This window comes from Alloprevotella sp. OH1205_COT-284, from assembly GCF_003859795.1.
GTDB lineage: Bacteria > Bacteroidota > Bacteroidia > Bacteroidales > Bacteroidaceae > Alloprevotella.
The window spans coordinates 19,268-37,490 of sequence record NZ_RQYI01000009.1 but is presented as its reverse complement, the minus strand read 5'-3'; the positions used below and the strand labels follow the sequence as shown (position 1 = coordinate 37,490).

General features: G+C 47.0%; 11 protein-coding genes and 3 pseudogenes. All 14 read left to right on the top strand.

Translation table 11 applies throughout. The features are described 5' to 3' along the window. Positions 1-294: 294 nt before the first annotated feature. The 14 genes and pseudogenes from EII14_RS03970 to rlmH all read left to right on the top strand — a co-directional run bounded on the left by EII14_RS03970 (position 295) and on the right by rlmH (position 18,222). A complete protein-coding gene (locus tag EII14_RS03970; RefSeq protein WP_158608318.1) occupies positions 295-3,717 on the top strand; it encodes a SusC/RagA family TonB-linked outer membrane protein in 3,423 nt (1,140 codons plus the stop codon). Between the two features lie 16 nt (positions 3,718-3,733). Further along, on the top strand, positions 3,734-5,377 hold the full coding sequence (locus EII14_RS03965) for a RagB/SusD family nutrient uptake outer membrane protein (protein ID WP_124931265.1): 1,644 nt from the start codon (positions 3,734-3,736) through the stop codon (positions 5,375-5,377). 115 nt (positions 5,378-5,492) lie between these two features. Continuing rightward, positions 5,493-6,593: a hypothetical protein gene (locus tag EII14_RS03960; RefSeq protein WP_124931264.1), complete on the top strand. Its 1,101-nt coding sequence runs from the start codon at positions 5,493-5,495 to the stop codon at positions 6,591-6,593. Between the two features lie 32 nt (positions 6,594-6,625). Continuing rightward, on the top strand, positions 6,626-7,633 hold the full coding sequence (locus tag EII14_RS03955; protein WP_124931263.1) for an FISUMP domain-containing protein: 1,008 nt from the start codon (positions 6,626-6,628) through the stop codon (positions 7,631-7,633). Positions 7,634-7,731: 98 nt separating this feature from the next. Beyond that, complete coding sequence (locus EII14_RS03950; RefSeq protein WP_158608317.1) at positions 7,732-9,213, top strand: thioredoxin family protein; 1,482 nt, start codon at positions 7,732-7,734, stop codon at positions 9,211-9,213. Positions 9,214-9,402: 189 nt separating this feature from the next. Then, on the top strand, positions 9,403-10,551 hold the full coding sequence (locus EII14_RS03945; protein WP_124931261.1) for a retropepsin-like aspartic protease: 1,149 nt from the start codon (positions 9,403-9,405) through the stop codon (positions 10,549-10,551). Between the two features lie 1,158 nt (positions 10,552-11,709). Continuing rightward, positions 11,710-13,629 carry a molecular chaperone DnaK gene (gene dnaK, locus EII14_RS03940; RefSeq protein ID WP_124931260.1) on the top strand — a complete coding sequence of 640 codons (1,920 nt, stop codon included), beginning with the start codon at positions 11,710-11,712 and terminating at the stop codon, positions 13,627-13,629. 184 nt (positions 13,630-13,813) lie between these two features. After that, positions 13,814-14,011 (top strand): annotated as a pseudogene (locus EII14_RS09455) (transcriptional regulator). A 9-nt stretch (positions 14,012-14,020) separates the two neighbouring features. After that, positions 14,021-14,441 (top strand): annotated as a pseudogene (locus tag EII14_RS03930) (winged helix-turn-helix transcriptional regulator); the annotation flags it as partial. Between the two features lie 4 nt (positions 14,442-14,445). Next, positions 14,446-14,699 (top strand): annotated as a pseudogene (locus tag EII14_RS09450) (cell filamentation protein Fic); the annotation flags it as partial. 64 nt (positions 14,700-14,763) lie between these two features. Continuing rightward, entirely contained in the window at positions 14,764-15,774 is a 1,011-nt protein-coding gene (locus EII14_RS03920) for a hypothetical protein (protein WP_124931259.1), read from the top strand. A gap of 242 nt (positions 15,775-16,016) precedes the next feature. Beyond that, the gene (locus EII14_RS03915) at positions 16,017-16,796 is read left to right on the top strand and encodes a Nif3-like dinuclear metal center hexameric protein (protein WP_124931258.1); all 780 of its coding nucleotides are present in this window, start codon (positions 16,017-16,019) and stop codon (positions 16,794-16,796) included. Positions 16,797-16,824: 28 nt separating this feature from the next. After that, positions 16,825-17,646, top strand: coding sequence for a zinc ribbon domain-containing protein (locus EII14_RS03910; protein WP_124931257.1), 822 nt, complete (start codon positions 16,825-16,827; stop codon positions 17,644-17,646). A 102-nt stretch (positions 17,647-17,748) separates the two neighbouring features. Next, positions 17,749-18,222 (top strand): 23S rRNA (pseudouridine(1915)-N(3))-methyltransferase RlmH, encoded by a 474-nt coding sequence (gene rlmH / locus EII14_RS03905; protein WP_124931256.1) that lies wholly within the window; start codon positions 17,749-17,751, stop codon positions 18,220-18,222. Position 18,223: the final 1 nt, after the last annotated feature.

The following is an 18,223-nucleotide window of genomic DNA, read 5'->3' as shown; positions in this document are numbered from 1 at the left end:
GGACATTGCTTTTTGTGTCGAAAGTGAGGGTGACAGGATCATTGTCGGAGCAATTTGAAGAACGATAGAGAATTTCTCTTATAAAACTTTTCTTTTATTACACTATTTAGTATATTTGTGCCCGAAAGTATTAAAAGAGCTTTCGATGTTCTCGCTTTGTGAGCATGACCGATGTTGCTTTCTTCGGTGCAATGCTCCGAGCGATATGCCTTGCTCCGAAGCGTCGAAGCCGGTTTTCGTTGGCTTTATCCATATTCTAAACTCATCTTTTTTTATCAATCAAATTCACTGAACATGAGGAAACTCCTTCCCTTTCGAAGTGCATATTTGAGCCTGCTCACGACCACTTTGCTCGGAGTCGGTGTCAATGCCTACGCACAGGAAACGAGCTCTCCGTCAAGTACTTATGCCGCCGGTAGAGTGGCCGAGAAATGGGTACAGTTGAGGGGAGTGGTGTATGACAAAATGGGCGAACCGCTCAATTCTGCCAATATTCGTGTGACACTGGGTAAAAAAGTGTGGGCTGCCATGACTGATGCCAATGGACGGTTTACGCTCAAAGTGCCTATTGACGTGATGAACGGCCGCACGAAAATTACAGCCTCTTATTTGGGGATGAAACGCAGCAGCATCACACTGCTGTCGGGAAAAGGCGAATATACGTTCAGGCTCGAAGATTCCGGAATGGAATTGGGAGAGGCTATCGTGACGGGATATGGTACGATTTCGACGCGTGAGAAAACAAGCTCCATCACCTCGCTCAAAATGGACGACATCCTCATGCCCGGCATGACCTCGATCGAACAAGCACTCGAAGGTCGTGTGCCCGACATGATTTTCATGCAAAACTCGGGTGAGGTGGGAGCCACGGCGCGTTTGCGCATCCGCGGAACGTCGACCCTCATCGGTAACCGTGAACCGCTTTGGGTGCTTGACGGCATTCCGCTCTCGGATCCCGTTGACGTGACCAACGAGCAACTCAACGACCCCGACTACATCAACTACATCGGTAATGCCATTTCGGGTATCAATCCCCAAGACATCGAGCGCATCGACGTGCTCAAAGATGCCGCCGCAACGGCACTCTATGGCACGAGAGCGGCCAACGGCGTGATCGTGGTGACGACCAAAAAGGGAGAACCCGGCCCTCCCCGTATCAGCTACAACACGCAGATGCGCTACACGGCACGACCCCGATACTCCGACAGAAACATCAATCTGATGAACTCGCAGGAGCGCGTGCAGTTTGGAAAAGACCTGACAGACCTGCACTATGCCTTCCCCAACCACATGACGATGGTAGGGTATGAGGGATTGTATAACCGTTATGTCACGGGGCAGATTGACTACGACACTTTTCGACAAGAAGTGCAACGTGCCGAAACGGTCAATACGGATTGGTTCAAACTGCTCACGCAAGACACGTTCAACCACAACCACACGATCAACATGTCGGGCGGGAATGAAGCCACGCGTTACTATGCCTCGTTGGGTTACAACAAGGAGGAGGGTGTGGTGAAAACGCAATTTAGCGATCGCTACACGGCCAACGTGAGCTTACAGACTAAAATCGCCGAAACGATCTCTGCCAATATTCGCGTGAATGCCAGCGTGCAAAAGAAAAATCAACTGCCCAACGAAATCGATCCGCTCGGATATGCTTACAACACGACGAGAGCATTGCCTTCGCACAATCCCGACGGTTCGCTCTACTACTACCAAAAGCATGCCTACAACGTCGGCACGGACAAGGGGGCACAATATAAATATCGCTACAATATTCTCAATGAGGTGGCAAACGCTGAAAATACTTATGAGAACAACAATATCAACGCGGCGTTGGATTTGGTGTATCGGTACAAAACGATGCTCGACCTCACGCTGACCACCTCTTATCAGCGTGCTTCGAGTAACAGACACACATGGTTTGGTGAGAAAGGCAACTATGTGGCTCAACTGAAAAACGGAGAATCGGAAGTGGCTCCGATCCCCGGAAAACATGGTCTTTCTGATTTGCCCTATGGTGGGGTGTACAACATGTCCAACAATGTGAATGAGAATTTTTTGCTGCGTTTGCAAACCAACTTCCGTTACAATTTTGGTGAGCGTAAACAGCACTTGCTGAGTTCTTCAATCGGTTATGAAATGAACGCTGCGAGAACCAATGGATATTCCGAGAATACACGTGGATATTTCAAAAACCGAGGCATGAAATATGTGATCATGACGCCGGAGGAGATGGAAAAATTTCCTCACTACGCTTCGTGGGTGGCTGCCAATCATCCACGGCTGACGGCTGACAAGAACAATCGCCTCAGTAGCTACATGATCTTGTCGTATAGCTATGGTAATCTCGCATCGTTCAGCGCAAACGGCCGTTTCGACGCTTCTAACAAATTCGGAAGCCGGAGCAATGAGAAATTCCTGCCGGTATGGTCGATGTCGGGAATGCTTAACATCAAAGAGCTGTTTTTCAAATACAACAGAAGTTTGAGCGACGGACGTCTGCGCACGTCTTTCGGTAAGACGGGAAACATGGTGGACAACCAAACGCCTAACTTGTTGTTGCGCCAAGGCAGTGTGGATACTTATTACGGCGAGAACATATCGACGGTCTATGCTTTGCCCAATCCGAACTTGCGTTGGGAGCAGACAGACCAATTTAACATCGGTATTGATTTCTCTTTCTTCGATTACCGATTCACGGTGGGAACGGATGCTTACTACAAACACACGAAAGATGCTTTCAACAATGTGAACGTGTCCACCATCAACGGCGTGAAGCAGTACGTGATGAACGGCAGCGATATCTACAATAAGGGGATGAGCATCTCGGTGTCGGGCTATCCGATTAAATCGAAGGATTGGTCATGGTATCTCTCGACCAACTACTCCATGGTATTCAATCGCATTGAAGGTAAATCGGCCAACGAATACTCACTTAACGATTTCCTCACAGGGACGGCACTCATCGACGGAGAGGCCATCGGTACGTTTTACTCTTATGGTTTCCTCGGATTGAACCCGAAAAACGGTATGCCCCTCTTTGACGATTACTCAGACCGTCGACACTTGCTCGAAGGTAAAACGCTGGGAGAAATCATGAAGATGATGATGGTCAATAGTGGGAGTCGCGAACCGAATTTGCAAGGATCGTTTTACAGTACGCTCCGTTGGAAACAAATCTCGTTCAGCACGAGCTTCAATTACAGCTTGGGCAACAAAATTCGCAAGTTTGCCATCTATAAAGACATCCTCAACGGTATTTCTTCTGAAAATAATGTGCGTAAGGAACTTCTCGAACGTTGGAAAGCTCCCGGTGATGAGAAGTATACGACTTACCCGGCTTTGCTCAGTCCGAGCGACATCGGGTGGATTGAGTATCGTTTCCATTGGAGCTCTGATGCGCAAGTGGGTGTGCATGGTTTCAAACCCTTTGCCGAAAACCATTGGACGATGTACGATAATTCCGACCTGCGTGTCGTTTCGGGAAGCTATCTGCGACTGTCCAACATGACGGTGCGCTATCAATTTACAAACAAACAACTGAAAAAGACACCTTTCAGCAATCTCTCGCTCGATCTGTCTATGTCCAACGTCTTTACGCTCAAATCGAGCGAACTCGACGGGCAAGATCCTACGCAAACCGGTTTTTCCATCAACACTTCTCTCTCCATGCGTCCGTCTTATACAATTGGTATGAGAGTCACTTTCTAAAACAAGATGGCAGATTATGAAAAATAACTTCTTCAACATTGCGATCGGTCTGTTGGCGTTCGGAACAGCCGGATGCAGCGACTTCCTTAATGAATATTCACAAGACCTCGTCACTGCCAAAAGTGTCACCGACCTCAACGAATTGCTCATTGGAGATGTATATCTCCGCAGTCATACGGTAGAGAGAGGCATGTCGGCCGGAACGATGGCATTTGTCAATATGCTCGATGATGATATCAACACCACCGGAACGGATGCTTCCAAGGGGAACGTCGGTGATCAAGCTTGGGACAGAGTCGTATCGCTCATGTTTGGCTTTTTTACTTGGCAGCAAGATGTGCGTTACAATTTTACACATACTGTCACGCAAGACGACGCCACTACATGGAATACGCTCTACACACGCATCAACCACGCCAACAACATCATAGACATCATCGACGACATGCCGCGCAACACGGATGAGGAAAAAATGATGTATCATCGTGTGAAAGGCGAAGCGCATTTTGCAAGAGCACAGTTTTATTTCGCATTGGCCAACCTCTACGGCAAACCCTATGATCCCGATTCGGCCACGGTGACATTGAATGTGTCACTCAAACTTACGTCTCACGTTGAACACGATAAAAATAAAGACACGCAGTTTGAGCGAGCTTCGGCCGCAGCCGTTTATGAAAGCATCGTGAATGATTTGCGCATTGCCGAGGAACAACTCACGATCAGTCCGCAAAATCCTCGTTTTCGTTTGCACAGAGCATCGGCCGAAGCGGCGGCGTTGCTGTTGAGCCGAACTCTGCTCTACATGCAGAGATGGGAAGAGGCCGAAGCGACGGCGAAAAGAGTGATCGAAAGCAAAAACTTCACGCTCTCCGGCACGTCGGATTTTCAGATCAATGTTCCTTTTCTCACACCGTCCAATCGTGAAATCATTTTCTCGCAAGGAGCCAACAATGTGGCGGCCGAGAACACGCGCACTTCGTTGTCGGGAAATCCCGGAGACTACTGCGTGTCGCGCGAACTGTATGACCTCTATGAAGATGGCGACATGAGAAAAGTGGCATTCTTCTCGGTCAATGCCCAAAGCGACAGCATACGCTTCATGCAAAAATATGAGCGTGGATTGAAACTGAATCATATTTCGGATGCCTTCTTGCTGCGTCTGTCCGAAGCCTATCTCAATCATGCCGAGGCCTGCTCCATGCAACCGGGCAAAGAGACCGATGCCAATCAAAGCATGAAAACCCTTCGCACGCAACGCATACCCTATTACACCCACACCGATCTCACCGGAGAGGAATTGGTCAATGAAGTGCGCAACGAGCGTCGCCGCGAATTGTGTTTCGAAGGTCATCGCTGGTTCGACCTCCGACGTTATGCCGTCAACAAACGTCAGCCTTTGGCCAAAAACGTGGTGCATGTCTTCAATGCTTTCAGCGAATCCAACTCTTTCCTAAGTTCTCATCTTTATGTCTTGCCTGCGGGAGATCCTTCTTTCACTTTTGCCATTCCCAAGAGTGTGGTGGAATTTGATAAAATTCCGATGGCAGACAATCTGCGTGAGAAACGTTCTGAAATCAAACCCGATCCGGTTCCTCCTGTTTTTCCCGAAGATGAAGAAGAAAATGGAGATAACAATTCGGACAGTTCGGATCAATCTTGACTTCTAACAGCATCTCTCGACTTTGTTGAATAACTATGAAGAGGTTTTGCTTATTGCTCGGACGACAATATCGTTGTGCTTTGGCTGATCTCTCACCAATCAAACAAAAATCACGATGAAACATCTATTCTTCTGCCTTGCTTTGGTGCTATTTGCCGCTTGTTCCGGAGAGGAAGAACTGACGCCCGGCATTCAAATTGAGAATGACTTTGAAATCACGGAAAATCCCGATGATTCCATTCAGACCGCTCGTTATGAAATCTACAAGGAATACAATATTCCCGTTTATTTCAACGACACCATTGCCCAAAAGCATAAAGGTTTCGACCATAGCGGAAATCCGTTTTACACTTATGAAACCATTGATTTAAATTGGACTTTCTACGGCTACGATCGAAGTGTGAAATACACCTATCGCTACATCACTGATCCCCACGAGCAAATGAACGCTTTGCGCTACGTGAAGGAATATCTGAAAAAGGTGAGCAAACCGATGCGACCGTTTTGCATTATGTTGGCCGATACACTCACGGTGTCTACCAGGCGTGGGGATGAAAAGCCCTTTTATAGAGTGGGATTTCGAACGTTGGTATTAGCTAAAATTAAAGATGTGGTCAATAAAGATACCATTGACTATCAGGTTGGCACGATCATCAAAAACATGATTCACGATCGTGTCAAAGGAAATCTAAATCTCTGTGCACGTTTTGCCGCCGTATGCTCTGAAAAAGGATGGTATGGTCGTTCTTGGGAAACACTCGGTGAATGTTCCACCATCGTGAAGTGGCAAAAGAAGTCATGGACGCTTTCTGTCAATGAACTTTACGACGAGCCTCCTTTCCAAGTCTATCAAGGAAAGGATATTGTTGAGAGACTTACGGAAAGTTTACACGGAGGGGCTCCTTATGTAGACGATCGAGAAGAAGCTTTGAGAATCCGCAAAAACATGATTGCCGAAATGGGGCAATACGGTTTTTTGCGAGGTTGGAAAAACACCGGCACTGCTACCCCCGACGATGATGAGGAGGATAGAACATATTTCGTCAAGGCCATTCTTCATTTGGGAGATAAAGGCTTCCGCCGTCGTTATGGATCCATGAGTGTGATCATGGAGAAATACAAAATCCTTGCCGATTTTATCTCGCAAGATCTCGGTGTGGATTTGAATTACGATGGAATGTCGGAAGAAGAGAAAAACGAAGAATACTTCTTATGAAGAAAATGTATAACGTTTGAAAAAAGATACACATGAAAAAATATATCTTATTTGCATTCATGGGAGTGGCTTTGCTGCCTTCTTGCAGTGATAAGGACGAACTCGGAGTGAACTTCAATCCTGCTGTCGTTCAAGAGGCTCCCGACTTTGTTGATGCCAGAGACAATAATACTTACAAGACCATACGTATCGGCAAACAGATCTGGATGGCCGAAAATCTCCGCTATGCCCTTCCGGGGTATAGCTTGGATGGTTGCTTCACTTGGAACGAAACCGCTCCAGATCTCAAAAAAGTAAAGCCCGATGATGCAGCATTTAAAGAACTGATGCTCGCCATCGCTCATGATCCGCAATATGATGGATGGCCGATGAAAAGCGGAAATTTTTCTTTTTCTTTCACTCTCATGATCGAAGATTGGGTGAAGCAGATAGAGAAAGGTCGTCTGACTGCCGATCAGGTGCGTGAGATGATCGCAGTCCTCAACCCTGAATTCGGGCAGGTGCTCACAGATAAACTGCTTGACTATGCCAATCAGCCCGAAGCTCGTGCAAGAGAGGGAAAAGCTTCTTTCCTCAAAGCAGAGAAAGTCAATGGAGGATATGTGGAGAAATATGGTTTCCTCTACTCTCATCAGGCTGCTCTCAAAGCCGTTCCCGAAGGGTGGCGTCTGCCCACCGACGAAGACTGGAAGCAGCTTGAACGTACGCTCGGCCTTTCCGATTCAGAAATCGAAGTCAGCGAGGCTTGGCGCGGAGAAGGATTGGCCACACTTCTCGAACAAGGAGGTGCAGCAAGATTTAATGCACCAAAGGCAGGAAGTAATGCCTATCGCAAGGAGGCATTACCTTTTTACATCAACAAAGACAGGGCTTGGTACTATTGGACAGCTACCACTTTCAACATGCAAGACTCCATTCCGGTGGCCATGGTGAGGATGTCGGCGGAATTCAATACCAAGGTATGGCGCGGTACTTGTCGTCTCGACAATGCTCGCAGAGAGGTTCTCAACAGTGTGCGTTGCGTCAAAAATGCGGAATGATTTTCAAACAGAGCATCTCTTTATTTCCACCATGTTCTTCTCCGAAAGACGATGAGTGTTTCGGCAGTAGGAGAAACTTATTCATAATTTCCAATATCATGAACTATAAACATTTCCTTACGTGGATACTTGCAGTGGTCTTCACGTTGAGTATGCAAACGCTTGTTGCACAACCCGTTTCCAGTATGTATGGTGACAAATTCAAAGCCGACATCAAAGTCAAGTACGTTTATACGCTCGAAGAAGCACTCCGAAAAGCCAAGACCGAAAGGAAACCCATCTTTTTCAATTGCTTTGCCGATTGGGCCATTCCCTGCCACGGCATGAATATGTATGTGTTTTCGGATGTTGATTTTGCCAACTACATGAACAAAACTTTCGTCAATCTGTTCATAGATGTAAGCAAGCGGGAAAACAAACACATAGCCGAACGTTACAGCATACGGAGCTTTGCGCACTACCTCATCCTTGATGCCAACGGCGAAGTGATTTCGCGCATTGTCGGAGGTAAGAAACTACCGGAGTTTAAGGCAGATATTGTGCGTTTGCTCCATCCGAAAACCTCTCTCGTCGGTACTCAAAAAGCATACGATCTCGGCAAACGGAGCAAGAAGGATCTGTTCAACTATCTCTACGCTCTCAGCTTGGCAGATGAGCAAGAGAAAATCAAGCAAGTAGCTACTCAGTATTTTGGCAAACTCACGCCCAAGGAATATAGCAAAAAAGAAAACTGGACGTATTTCAAACAATTGATTTCTGACTCGGAGAGTGATTTGTTTCGTTTTTTGATCGATAATAAAGAGAAGTTCATTCAATCCAATGGGGCTGCTGCTGTCAACTACTTCATCGAAACACATTATAGCACTGATGTGGCAGAAATGGCTTTGGGCACATCGCCATATCAACCCTCGAAGCTGATAGATATTCGTCTTGCCATGCAAAAGGCAGATCTTCCCGACACTTGCCTGACTTATGCCCTCTACGATGTTGCTAAACTTCGAGGTGAACGCAAATATGAAGAGTTGTTGGACTATCTTCGCAGAAACTCCCATCGATTTGGACAGCAAAAGGCCTCTGTCGATCTCAGCCTTGATCTGCCTGAAATATCCGAATCACAACGCGTGGCCGTTATAGCTTATCTTCGAGAAACGGCAGCTTCCGAAACCTCTTCCGAAAATCTATCCAAACAACTCAATAGTTTGGCTGATCGGTTGGAACATAATCAAGGTGTCGTTTTCGATCCCATCTCTTTTGACGAAGCTCTTGCCAAGGCCAAGATCGAGAATAAACTTTTATTCCTCGATGCTTACACCTCGTGGTGCACACCTTGCAGAAAGATGGCCGATGATATTTTTCCTCTCCCCGAAGTGGGACAAGCATTCACAACTCGTTTTGTAAGCATCAAAATCGACATGGAGAAAGGCGAAGGAAAAAAAATTGCTGCCAAATACGCCATCTCTGCCTATCCCACCATGCTTGTCATTGATAGTGAAGGTAAAGAACTGAAACGCATCGTGGGCTATCGTAATGGAGATGAACTCATTCGGGAAGTTCTCGATTTCGATCGGTCTGCACGGTGACACATCGTATTTTCATATTCCATTAGCGTGTTTCTGCAAAGTTGTCTGTCAAGCAAGACTGCAGAAACACGTTTTTGAGAGTTTCTGAATTTCATTACCTTGAAACACTTCTGTCGTTATTTCTTTCGTGTACTCCCTAAGTTTTCGAGAGCACAATTCTATTTTTCGTTTTTTATCATTCCGACACTCATGAAACGCATATCATTCTTTTTTTATTTGCTGCTTCTCATTGGAGTTTGCGAAGCAAATGCCGGTAGCTTCCGTGCCACTGTTCCTTATCGCAATGTCAACGGAAAACTCATCGCCCGGGTCGAAGTCAACGGACATGCCGGAACGTTCCTTATTGATACCGGTGCTCCTTGCTGTGTCAGCTATTCTTTTGCCCAAAAACTCGGACTCAAAGTCGGTTCCATGCAGAAAGGACATGATTCCAACGGACAACTCGTGCAGGCTCACCTCGTGGTGCTCGATTCACTCAAACTTGGCAACGTTTCTTTCCTGCATCTCGAAGCCATGCGTTGGGAGAAGGGTAACATGACCGAGCAGTTCGGCATCGATGGTATCATCGGCTACAATCTCATGAAGATGGGGATTGTCAAGTTTGACAGTCGCAATAATTTGTTCACATTCACCGATTTCAGCAAAGATCTCGGTGTCGACTTTTCACGCGCTACTCCCCTCGTGACCGAAGCTTTTGTGCCTCACCTTATTGTCAATCTCGGCAAGCAGGCTATCGACACCGTGATGTTCGACAGCGGTGCAGCCGATTTCTACGAAATGTCCACGCAAAGCCATGAGCGTCTGCGCAAGTCGAAAAAAGCGGTGAAACACCTCGCTTCCGGTACGGGCATCCTCTCTATGGGCGCTTCCGGTCTTGAAAACTCTTCTCTCAAACACCGCCTCAAAATCCCCCGCTTCACCCTCGCCGGCATCGACTTCGACAACGTGACCACCATTACCACCGACGGCCACGACTCGCGCATCGGTTCTGCCATTCTTGCCCACGGCGATGTCATCATCGACTATAAGCATCGCACCTTCTACTATCTGCCCCACGACGTCCGCCCCAAGCGCGATCTCTACACCGCCGAGTGGGACGTGGTCATCACCGTTTCTCCCGAAGGACACCTCACGGCAGGTATGGTTTGGGATCCGAAACTCCCCATTCGTTCGGGCAGCCGCATTCTCTCTGTCAATGGAAAACGATTCGAACAACCCATCGACATGCACACCGCCACCACCACGGCACTCATCTCCATGCCCGGCAACGAAGCCCGAATTTCTTATCTCGACACCGCTACCGGACAAGAGAAGTTCATCACCATTCGCAAACGATAGCATCACGACATCTCCTATCGCTGCCCCCTTTATCCGCCCGACGCCGCGAAGCTCATCACTTTCAAGGCATCGGGCGGATGTCCGTTGTTCCTGTTCGCTTTGGCCTGTGCCACCGTTCCTTTCAAACGGACTGCTGACGTGTCTTTGCCCGCGGCTTAAAGGTCATGTCCGAAAGAAGAGCATTCGGACACCATCGTTTTAATCGGACACCAATGGCCGGAAATGTTTCCGTCCTCTCAAAAAAAAACTCGTTCGTCCCCCCCCCAAAAAAAAAAACGGCAACTCTTTGAAGGCGCAATGCTCCTTTGACAACTAGCCTCGGCTTCCGCTTCGGGCGTCCTTCCTTCTCCGATGAAACCGCCTTTTTTAGTCGTTTTTCCACCCGTTTTTTTGTTTTTGCCGTTTTGCCTTCGCAAAAAGGCCTTTCCCTTTGATTATCAATTTGTTTAATGCGAAGGCAAGTGAAGGCAAACACTTTTTGAAAAATTCAACCGTCTGAAAATCATAGCTCTTACGGTGAAGGCAAAAGTAGGGGTTGCCTTCACCTCCTTCCGCCTTTTCCGCTCGAAAACCGCCCCCTTTCGGGAGTAGTGAAAGCAAAAAAAACGCATCAACAGATTGATTTTCAGTCGTCTGAAAATGAGTTTTTTATTTTGCCTTCACTTGCCTTCGCATTAAATAATCTGATTTTCAAATTCTTATCTTGTTTTGCGAAGGCAGCGGAAGCAAAACATAATCACTATGGTAACGCGCGTGCGCGCGAGAGAAAGACGGTTGCTCGATCCGACAGGAGTCAGATTTCATAATCTCTTAGGTAAAATATCCTATCTCAGAGGTAGAATTTTTCAACTCAAAGGTAGTTGTGCTTTTCCTTTCTTCCCGATTGGGTTCGGGCATTGTGAAAACGATTTTCATAGATCAATCGCCTCGTTCGCTATTCAAAACTTCTTTTCGTATTGATGCTTGCCAAACGTATGAAAGAACAGTTGTCAGTCTGTCGGCTGTCAAAACGGCAGTCTTGTCAGTTCTCGCCGAATACTCATTCTTTTGGCACAAGGCTTGCACAATAGAGGGCGTAAGGCGCCATGTCCGGCAAACGGACTGCGCCGTTCGACAAAGAAAATCAAATCGAAAACAAAATAAAAAAAACATACAACTATGGGAAAAATTATCGGTATAGACCTCGGAACCACCAACTCGTGCGTATCCGTATTCGAAGGAAACGAACCCCTCGTGATCACCAACAGCGAAGGTAAGCGTACCACGCCCTCTATCGTGGCTTTCGTCGGCGACGGCGAGCGCAAAGTGGGAGATCCCGCCAAGCGTCAGGCCATCACCAACCCTCAGCGCACCGTCTACTCTATCAAACGCTTCATGGGAGAAAACTTTGCACAGGTAGACAAAGAAACTTCACGCGTGCCCTATAAAGTGGTGAACGACGGCGGTCTGCCTCGCGTGGCCATCGACGGCCGCAACTACACGCCGCAGGAAATCTCGGCCATGGTGCTTCAAAAGATGAAGAAAACCGCCGAAGACTATCTCGGACAAGAAGTGACCGAAGCGGTGATCACCGTGCCCGCCTACTTCTCCGACTCTCAACGTCAGGCCACCAAAGAAGCCGGACAAATTGCCGGTCTTGAAGTGAAGCGCATCGTCAATGAGCCTACGGCCGCAGCCTTGGCCTATGGCGTGGACAAAGCTCACAAAGACATGAAGATTGCCGTCTTCGACCTCGGTGGCGGAACGTTCGACATCTCCATTCTCGAATTTGGCGGCGGCGTGTTTGAAGTGCTCTCCACCAACGGCGACACCCACCTTGGCGGCGACGACTTCGACCAAGTCATCATCGACTGGCTCGTGCAAGAGTTCAAAAACGACGAAGGAGCCGACCTCAACGGCGATCCCATGGCCATGCAGCGACTCAAAGAAGCTGCCGAAAAGGCCAAAATCGAGCTTTCCAGCTCCGCCTCCACTGAAATCAACCTCCCCTACATCATGCCCGTGGCCGGTGTGCCCAAGCACTTGGTGAAGACCCTCAGCCGCGCCAAGTTCGAACAACTTGCGCATGGCCTCATCCAAGCCTGCCGCATCCCCTGCGAAAACGCCCTCCGCGATGCAGGCCTCTCCACGAGCGAAATCGATGAAGTCATTCTCGTCGGCGGTTCGAGCCGTATTCCTGCCGTTCAGGAACTCGTGCAAAACTTCTTCGGAAAAGCTCCCTCCAAGGGGGTTAATCCCGATGAAGTAGTGGCCGTGGGTGCTGCCATTCAAGGTGCCATTCTCAACAAAGAAAGCGGCGTGAGCGACATCGTACTCCTCGACGTGACTCCTCTGTCGATGGGTATCGAAACCCTCGGCGGAGTGATGACCAAACTCGTCGAAGCCAACACCACCATTCCCTGCAAACGCAGCCAAACCTTCTCCACCGCCGAAGACAACCAACCCGAAGTGACGATCCACGTCCTTCAAGGTGAGCGCACCATGGCGGCTCAAAACAAGAGCATCGGTCGCTTCAACCTCGCCGGCATTGCTCCCGCCCGTCGCGGCGTGCCTCAAATCGAAGTGACTTTCGACATCGACGCCAACGGTATTCTCAACGTATCGGCCAAAGACAAAGCCACCGGTAAAGAGCAAAGCATCCGCATCGAGGCTTCCAGCAATCTCTCGAAAGAAGACATCGACCGCATGAAAGCCGAGGCCGAAGCCAACGCCGAAGCCGACAAGGCCGAAGCCGAACGCATCCAAAAGATCAATCAGGCCGACAGCATGATTTTCCAAACCGAAAACATGCTTCAAGAAAACGGTGCCAACCTCCCTGCCGACGTCAAAGGCGAAGTGGAAGCTGCCCTGAGCAAGCTCAAAGATGCCCACAAGGCGCAAGACATTGCAGCCATCGATGCCGCCACTGCCGAGCTCAACGCCGCTGTCGGCAAGATGTATCAACAGGGCGGTGCTCCCGGTGCGCAACCCGGTGCCGAAGGCTTCCAGCAAGGTGGCTTCAACCAAGGCACGCAGGGTGGTGCTCAGCAAAACGGCAAGGAAGACATCCAGGATGCCGATTTTGAAGAAGTGAAATAATTCCGCTCACAAACGAGCATGAAACAAATAGTAAATGAGGCCGTGTCAAAACCCATTGGTTTTGATGCGGTCTTTTTCTTTGTCATGTCGCAATTTCTTTGTATCTTTAAGGGGATACTTTCTCCTCTTTTTGATCTCCTTATACAAGAAAATTTGCTATATTTGCAAACTATCATAAATATTTATGAAAAGTCCAACCAACAGAATAAAAGGGGGGGCTTATCAAGAAAGGGATTAAGGAAATATGGCTTGCAGAGAACTTGGTAAGAGTTTCACTATTGTGAATCCGTGCGTTTGTAATCGCCGACAACCGAACCTTGAACTGTTATTTCAGCCAACTGAGATATTACCGGTTCATCCAAAGGATTTATACGACAGATGACAAATAAGGTATTTCCGTAATGCGCTTGTTCGTGCCAACTATAATAATATTCCCCAAGGTATCTATCTTTGCCACAACGCAATATCTTGACGCTTTCTTCCGCAATCTGATATTAGGTGAGCAGAATGAGTTAAAGAATAGGTATCTGCATGTATCGGCAGAAAGTCAAAGTGCAACGAAGAACGCTCCAAAGTGCAATATTTGCACTTTGAATTGCATCTTAGAAGAATTAGCGTTGCTCAACTTCATTAAGGAAAAGCCTAACGCAACGCAAAAGGAAATAGCTGTGCATATAGGAAAGTCGGAGCGCACGGTAAAGACTATGACCGTAAAATTGTCGAAGCAAGGTATTTTAGAGCGTAAAAATGGTCGTCGTAATGGCTATTGGGAGATTGTAAACAATAATGACAAAGCTACGAAACATGAGTGAGATAAGCAATATAGATGAGCGAAGTAAGGAGAAGGCTTATACTCTTTTGATAGTCCTATCTTGTGGATAGCTGAGCCGGGGAGTATAAAATGTCGGCAACAGATACATGCTTATCTATTGAGGATATGAGTTTGCCGGACAAATCAGAAATAAGAATATATCCAAAGAGGGGCTTTACGTTTGCTAAATTGTATGCACTTTGCTGATATGCTGCAAACAATAGAATTTACAACACTTGAAACAATAAGAACGAAATATGAGGTTGTAAGCAAGGTATGACGCAACACTGCTCATAGGGGAGATACGTTTAATTAGCCAGTATATGGAAAAGAGTATAGAAGAATTATATTGCCGACGTCCTCATGTTGTAATAGTAGGAGCTGGTGCTTCAAGGGCAGTCATGGGCAAATCTTGCCCAACGATGAACGAAGCCGTTGAGCAGGTCGGATTAGATGAAATCATTAAAGGAATCACATTGCAAACGAAAAGCAAGAATCTGGAAGACATATACAGTGAGTTGTTTAGGCGTTATGATGAGTGTAAAGATGCACGGATTGTCATGGAAGAAGTTCTTTACAACTATTTCTCAAATATTCATCTTCCAACCACCTTGACTATCTATGATCTTCTGATTCTTTCGCTCACAGAAAAAGACTGTATTGTTTCTTTCAACTGGGATAGTTTGCTTATACAGGCATATAACAGAGTGGAGAAAATTACCCGGAATAGACCGCAAATTTTATTCTTACACGGAAATGTAGGGGCAGGACTATGTAAAGACTGCATGACTTTTGGCCCAATACAAAACCTATGTCCGAAATGTGGCACATCATACGAAAGGGTTCCATTGTTGTATCCAGTGGAACAAAAGGATTACAATAGCGATATTTTTATTCGTGACCAATGGAATGTTGCGAAGGACTACATTTCAAGAGCAGGCAAGGTGACAATTTTTGGGTATAGCGCACCTTCTTCTGATAAAGAGGCAAGTGAAATATTAAAAACAGCATTCTCTAAATATGCCGAAGTTCATAGATTGGACGTGGTGGAGATAATTGAACGTCCCGGGTTCGATGCAAATGGAATATCAGAAACTTGGCGCTATTTCTTTTCATTGACCAATGGCCATTATAGCAAGGTGGATTCCTTTTATAATAGTAGCTTGGCAAAGGCACCTCGCCGTACTATACAATGTCAATATAGGAGATTTATTGAAGGGTGGTGGGGACGGCCCAAAATACAATTTTCCGAGCAAGAAACTTTTGAGTCGGTAGCAACACTTCTAAATCCGCTTCTTGTGAATGAGGAGCAAGGAAATTATGCTATAATTTGAGTCGATAGCGCAGACTTTATCATTAGAACCGAATATTATCATAGGAATTGGATTTGATATGGCACATGACCTTAAAACCTATTATATGGATTTAATCAACAGGCATTGGGAGCAATGAGTTGCTCTAATTTGCACCCGGCATGATTTTTGGCTCTCTTTTCTTGCATGTTCTCTCAAAAAAAAGTAAATTTGCACCGCAATACGGCAACTTAGAAGTCAAAACACTGTTTGCCCTCCGCCTTATGAAAATCAAAGAAGTAGTAGAGGCCCTTGAAAAGTTTGCTCCGCTGCCCCTGCAAGAAAGCTATGATAATGCCGGCTTGCAGATCGGAATAACAGGGAGTGAGTGTTCAGGGGCATTATTGTGCCTTGACGTGACCGAGGCTGTGATCAACGAAGCCATACAAAAAGGGCTTAATTTAATCATTGCCCATCATCCGCTTTTGTTTCGCGGATTGAAACGTATAGCAGACGAAACTTATGTGGAGCGTTGCGTACGTTTGGCCATTCGTCATGATATTTCCATTTATGCCGCTCACACCAATTTGGACAACACTGTCGATGGAGTGAGTCATGAAATGGCACGAAAGCTCAACATGACAGATCTCTCTTTTCTTGCTCCGTTGTCTGACGGGAGCGGAGGGAGCGGGGTGATCGGGCGTTTGGCGAAACCTTATACGCCTCATGAATTGCTGCAACATCTCAAATCCGTTTTCGGAGTGGATTGCATACAATACAGCCCAAGCGTGCAAACGACGATTGAGCGTGTTGCCATTTGCGGCGGATCTGGAGATTTTTTGATCGAACGCGCAGTGGAGTGTGGTGCCGATCTTTTTCTTACCGGAGAGATTGGGTATCATCATTTCTTCGGGCGTGAAAATGATATATGGCTTGCCGCTCTCGGTCACTATCAAAGCGAGCGATATACCATTGATCTTATGCAACGCATTTTGACACGGGAGTTTCCACAGCTTCCCGTGCTTATGACATCGGTCAATACAAACCCCATACGCTACATCTGACTCACTTCTAAATCACACAACTTGAAATATGGCAACTAAAAAAGAAAATCCTGCCGACATGTCGGTCGAACAGAAGTTGAAGAATCTCTATCAGCTTCAAACCAAACTTTCGGAGATTGACAAAATCAAAACGCTCCGCGGAGAGCTTCCTCTTGAAGTTCAAGACCTCGAAGACGAGATTGAAGGCTTGACCCATCGTCTTGGAAAATACGAAGAAGAAATCGAACGAATCAGTGCCGATATTTCGCGCAAGCGAGAAGCCATTGACGAGGCCACGGCGATGATGACTCGTTACCAAGAGCAGCTCAACGATGTGCGCAACAATCGTGAGTATGACAATCTCACCAAGGAAATTGAATTTCAGGGTCTTGAAATTGAGTTGCTGAAAAAGAAAATCGGAGAAGCCGAACGTCTGATCAATGCCAAGCAGGGAGATCTTGACAAAGGGCGCAATGTGTTGTCGGAGCGTAAGGCCGATCTTGATATAAAGAAGTCTGAGCTTGATGAAATTGTTTCGGAAACCAAGGCGGAGGAAGAAAAACTTCGTGAAAAAGCCAAAAGCATCGAAACTTCGATCGAACCTCGTTTGCTCACGGCCTTCAAGCGCATTCGCAAAAGTTCGCGCAACGGTCTCGGTATCGTCTATGTGCAGCGTGATGCTTGTGGCGGTTGCTTCAACAAAATTCCGCCTCAACGGCAACTCGACATCCGTATGCGCAAAAAAGTGATTGTATGCGAATACTGCGGTCGTATCATGATCGATCCCGAATTGGCCGGTATCAAAATTGAAAAACCGACCGAAGAAAAGCCAAAGCGTCGTTCCACGCGTCGTAAGAAGACTGAGGAATAATTTTCAAATTCCTTTTAACTGCATCCCCTCTTTCCCTCGAAGCTCTTTTCTTCGGAAAGAGGGGATTTTCTTTTGCAACCATACTTATTTCTATTTGTCATCATGAAAATCCTTCTTCTCGTTGTCGGTCGCACGGTGGACAAGCATCTCGAAACTCTTATTGCCGACTATGTCGCGCGTATCAAGCACTATGTGCCGTTTGACATGGAGGTTATTCCCGAACTGCGCAATGCAAAATCTCTTTCTGTCGATCAGCAGAAAGAGCGTGAAGGAGAATTTATTCTTAAAGCCTTGAAAGAGGGAGATAGAGTGGTGCTTCTCGACGAAGGCGGCAAAGAGTTTCGTTCGGTGGAGTTTGCCCGCTATCTCGATATGGCTCACGCCTCTGTGGCTCGGCGCATGGTTTTTGTTGTAGGCGGTGCTTACGGTTTTTCACCGGCTGTTTATGCTGCGGCCAAAGAGAAAATTTCTTTGTCGCGCATGACTTTTTCTCATCAAATGGTGCGTCTTTTCATGGTCGAGCAGCTGTATCGTGCCATGACCATTCTCAAAGGCGAGCCTTATCATCACGAATAAG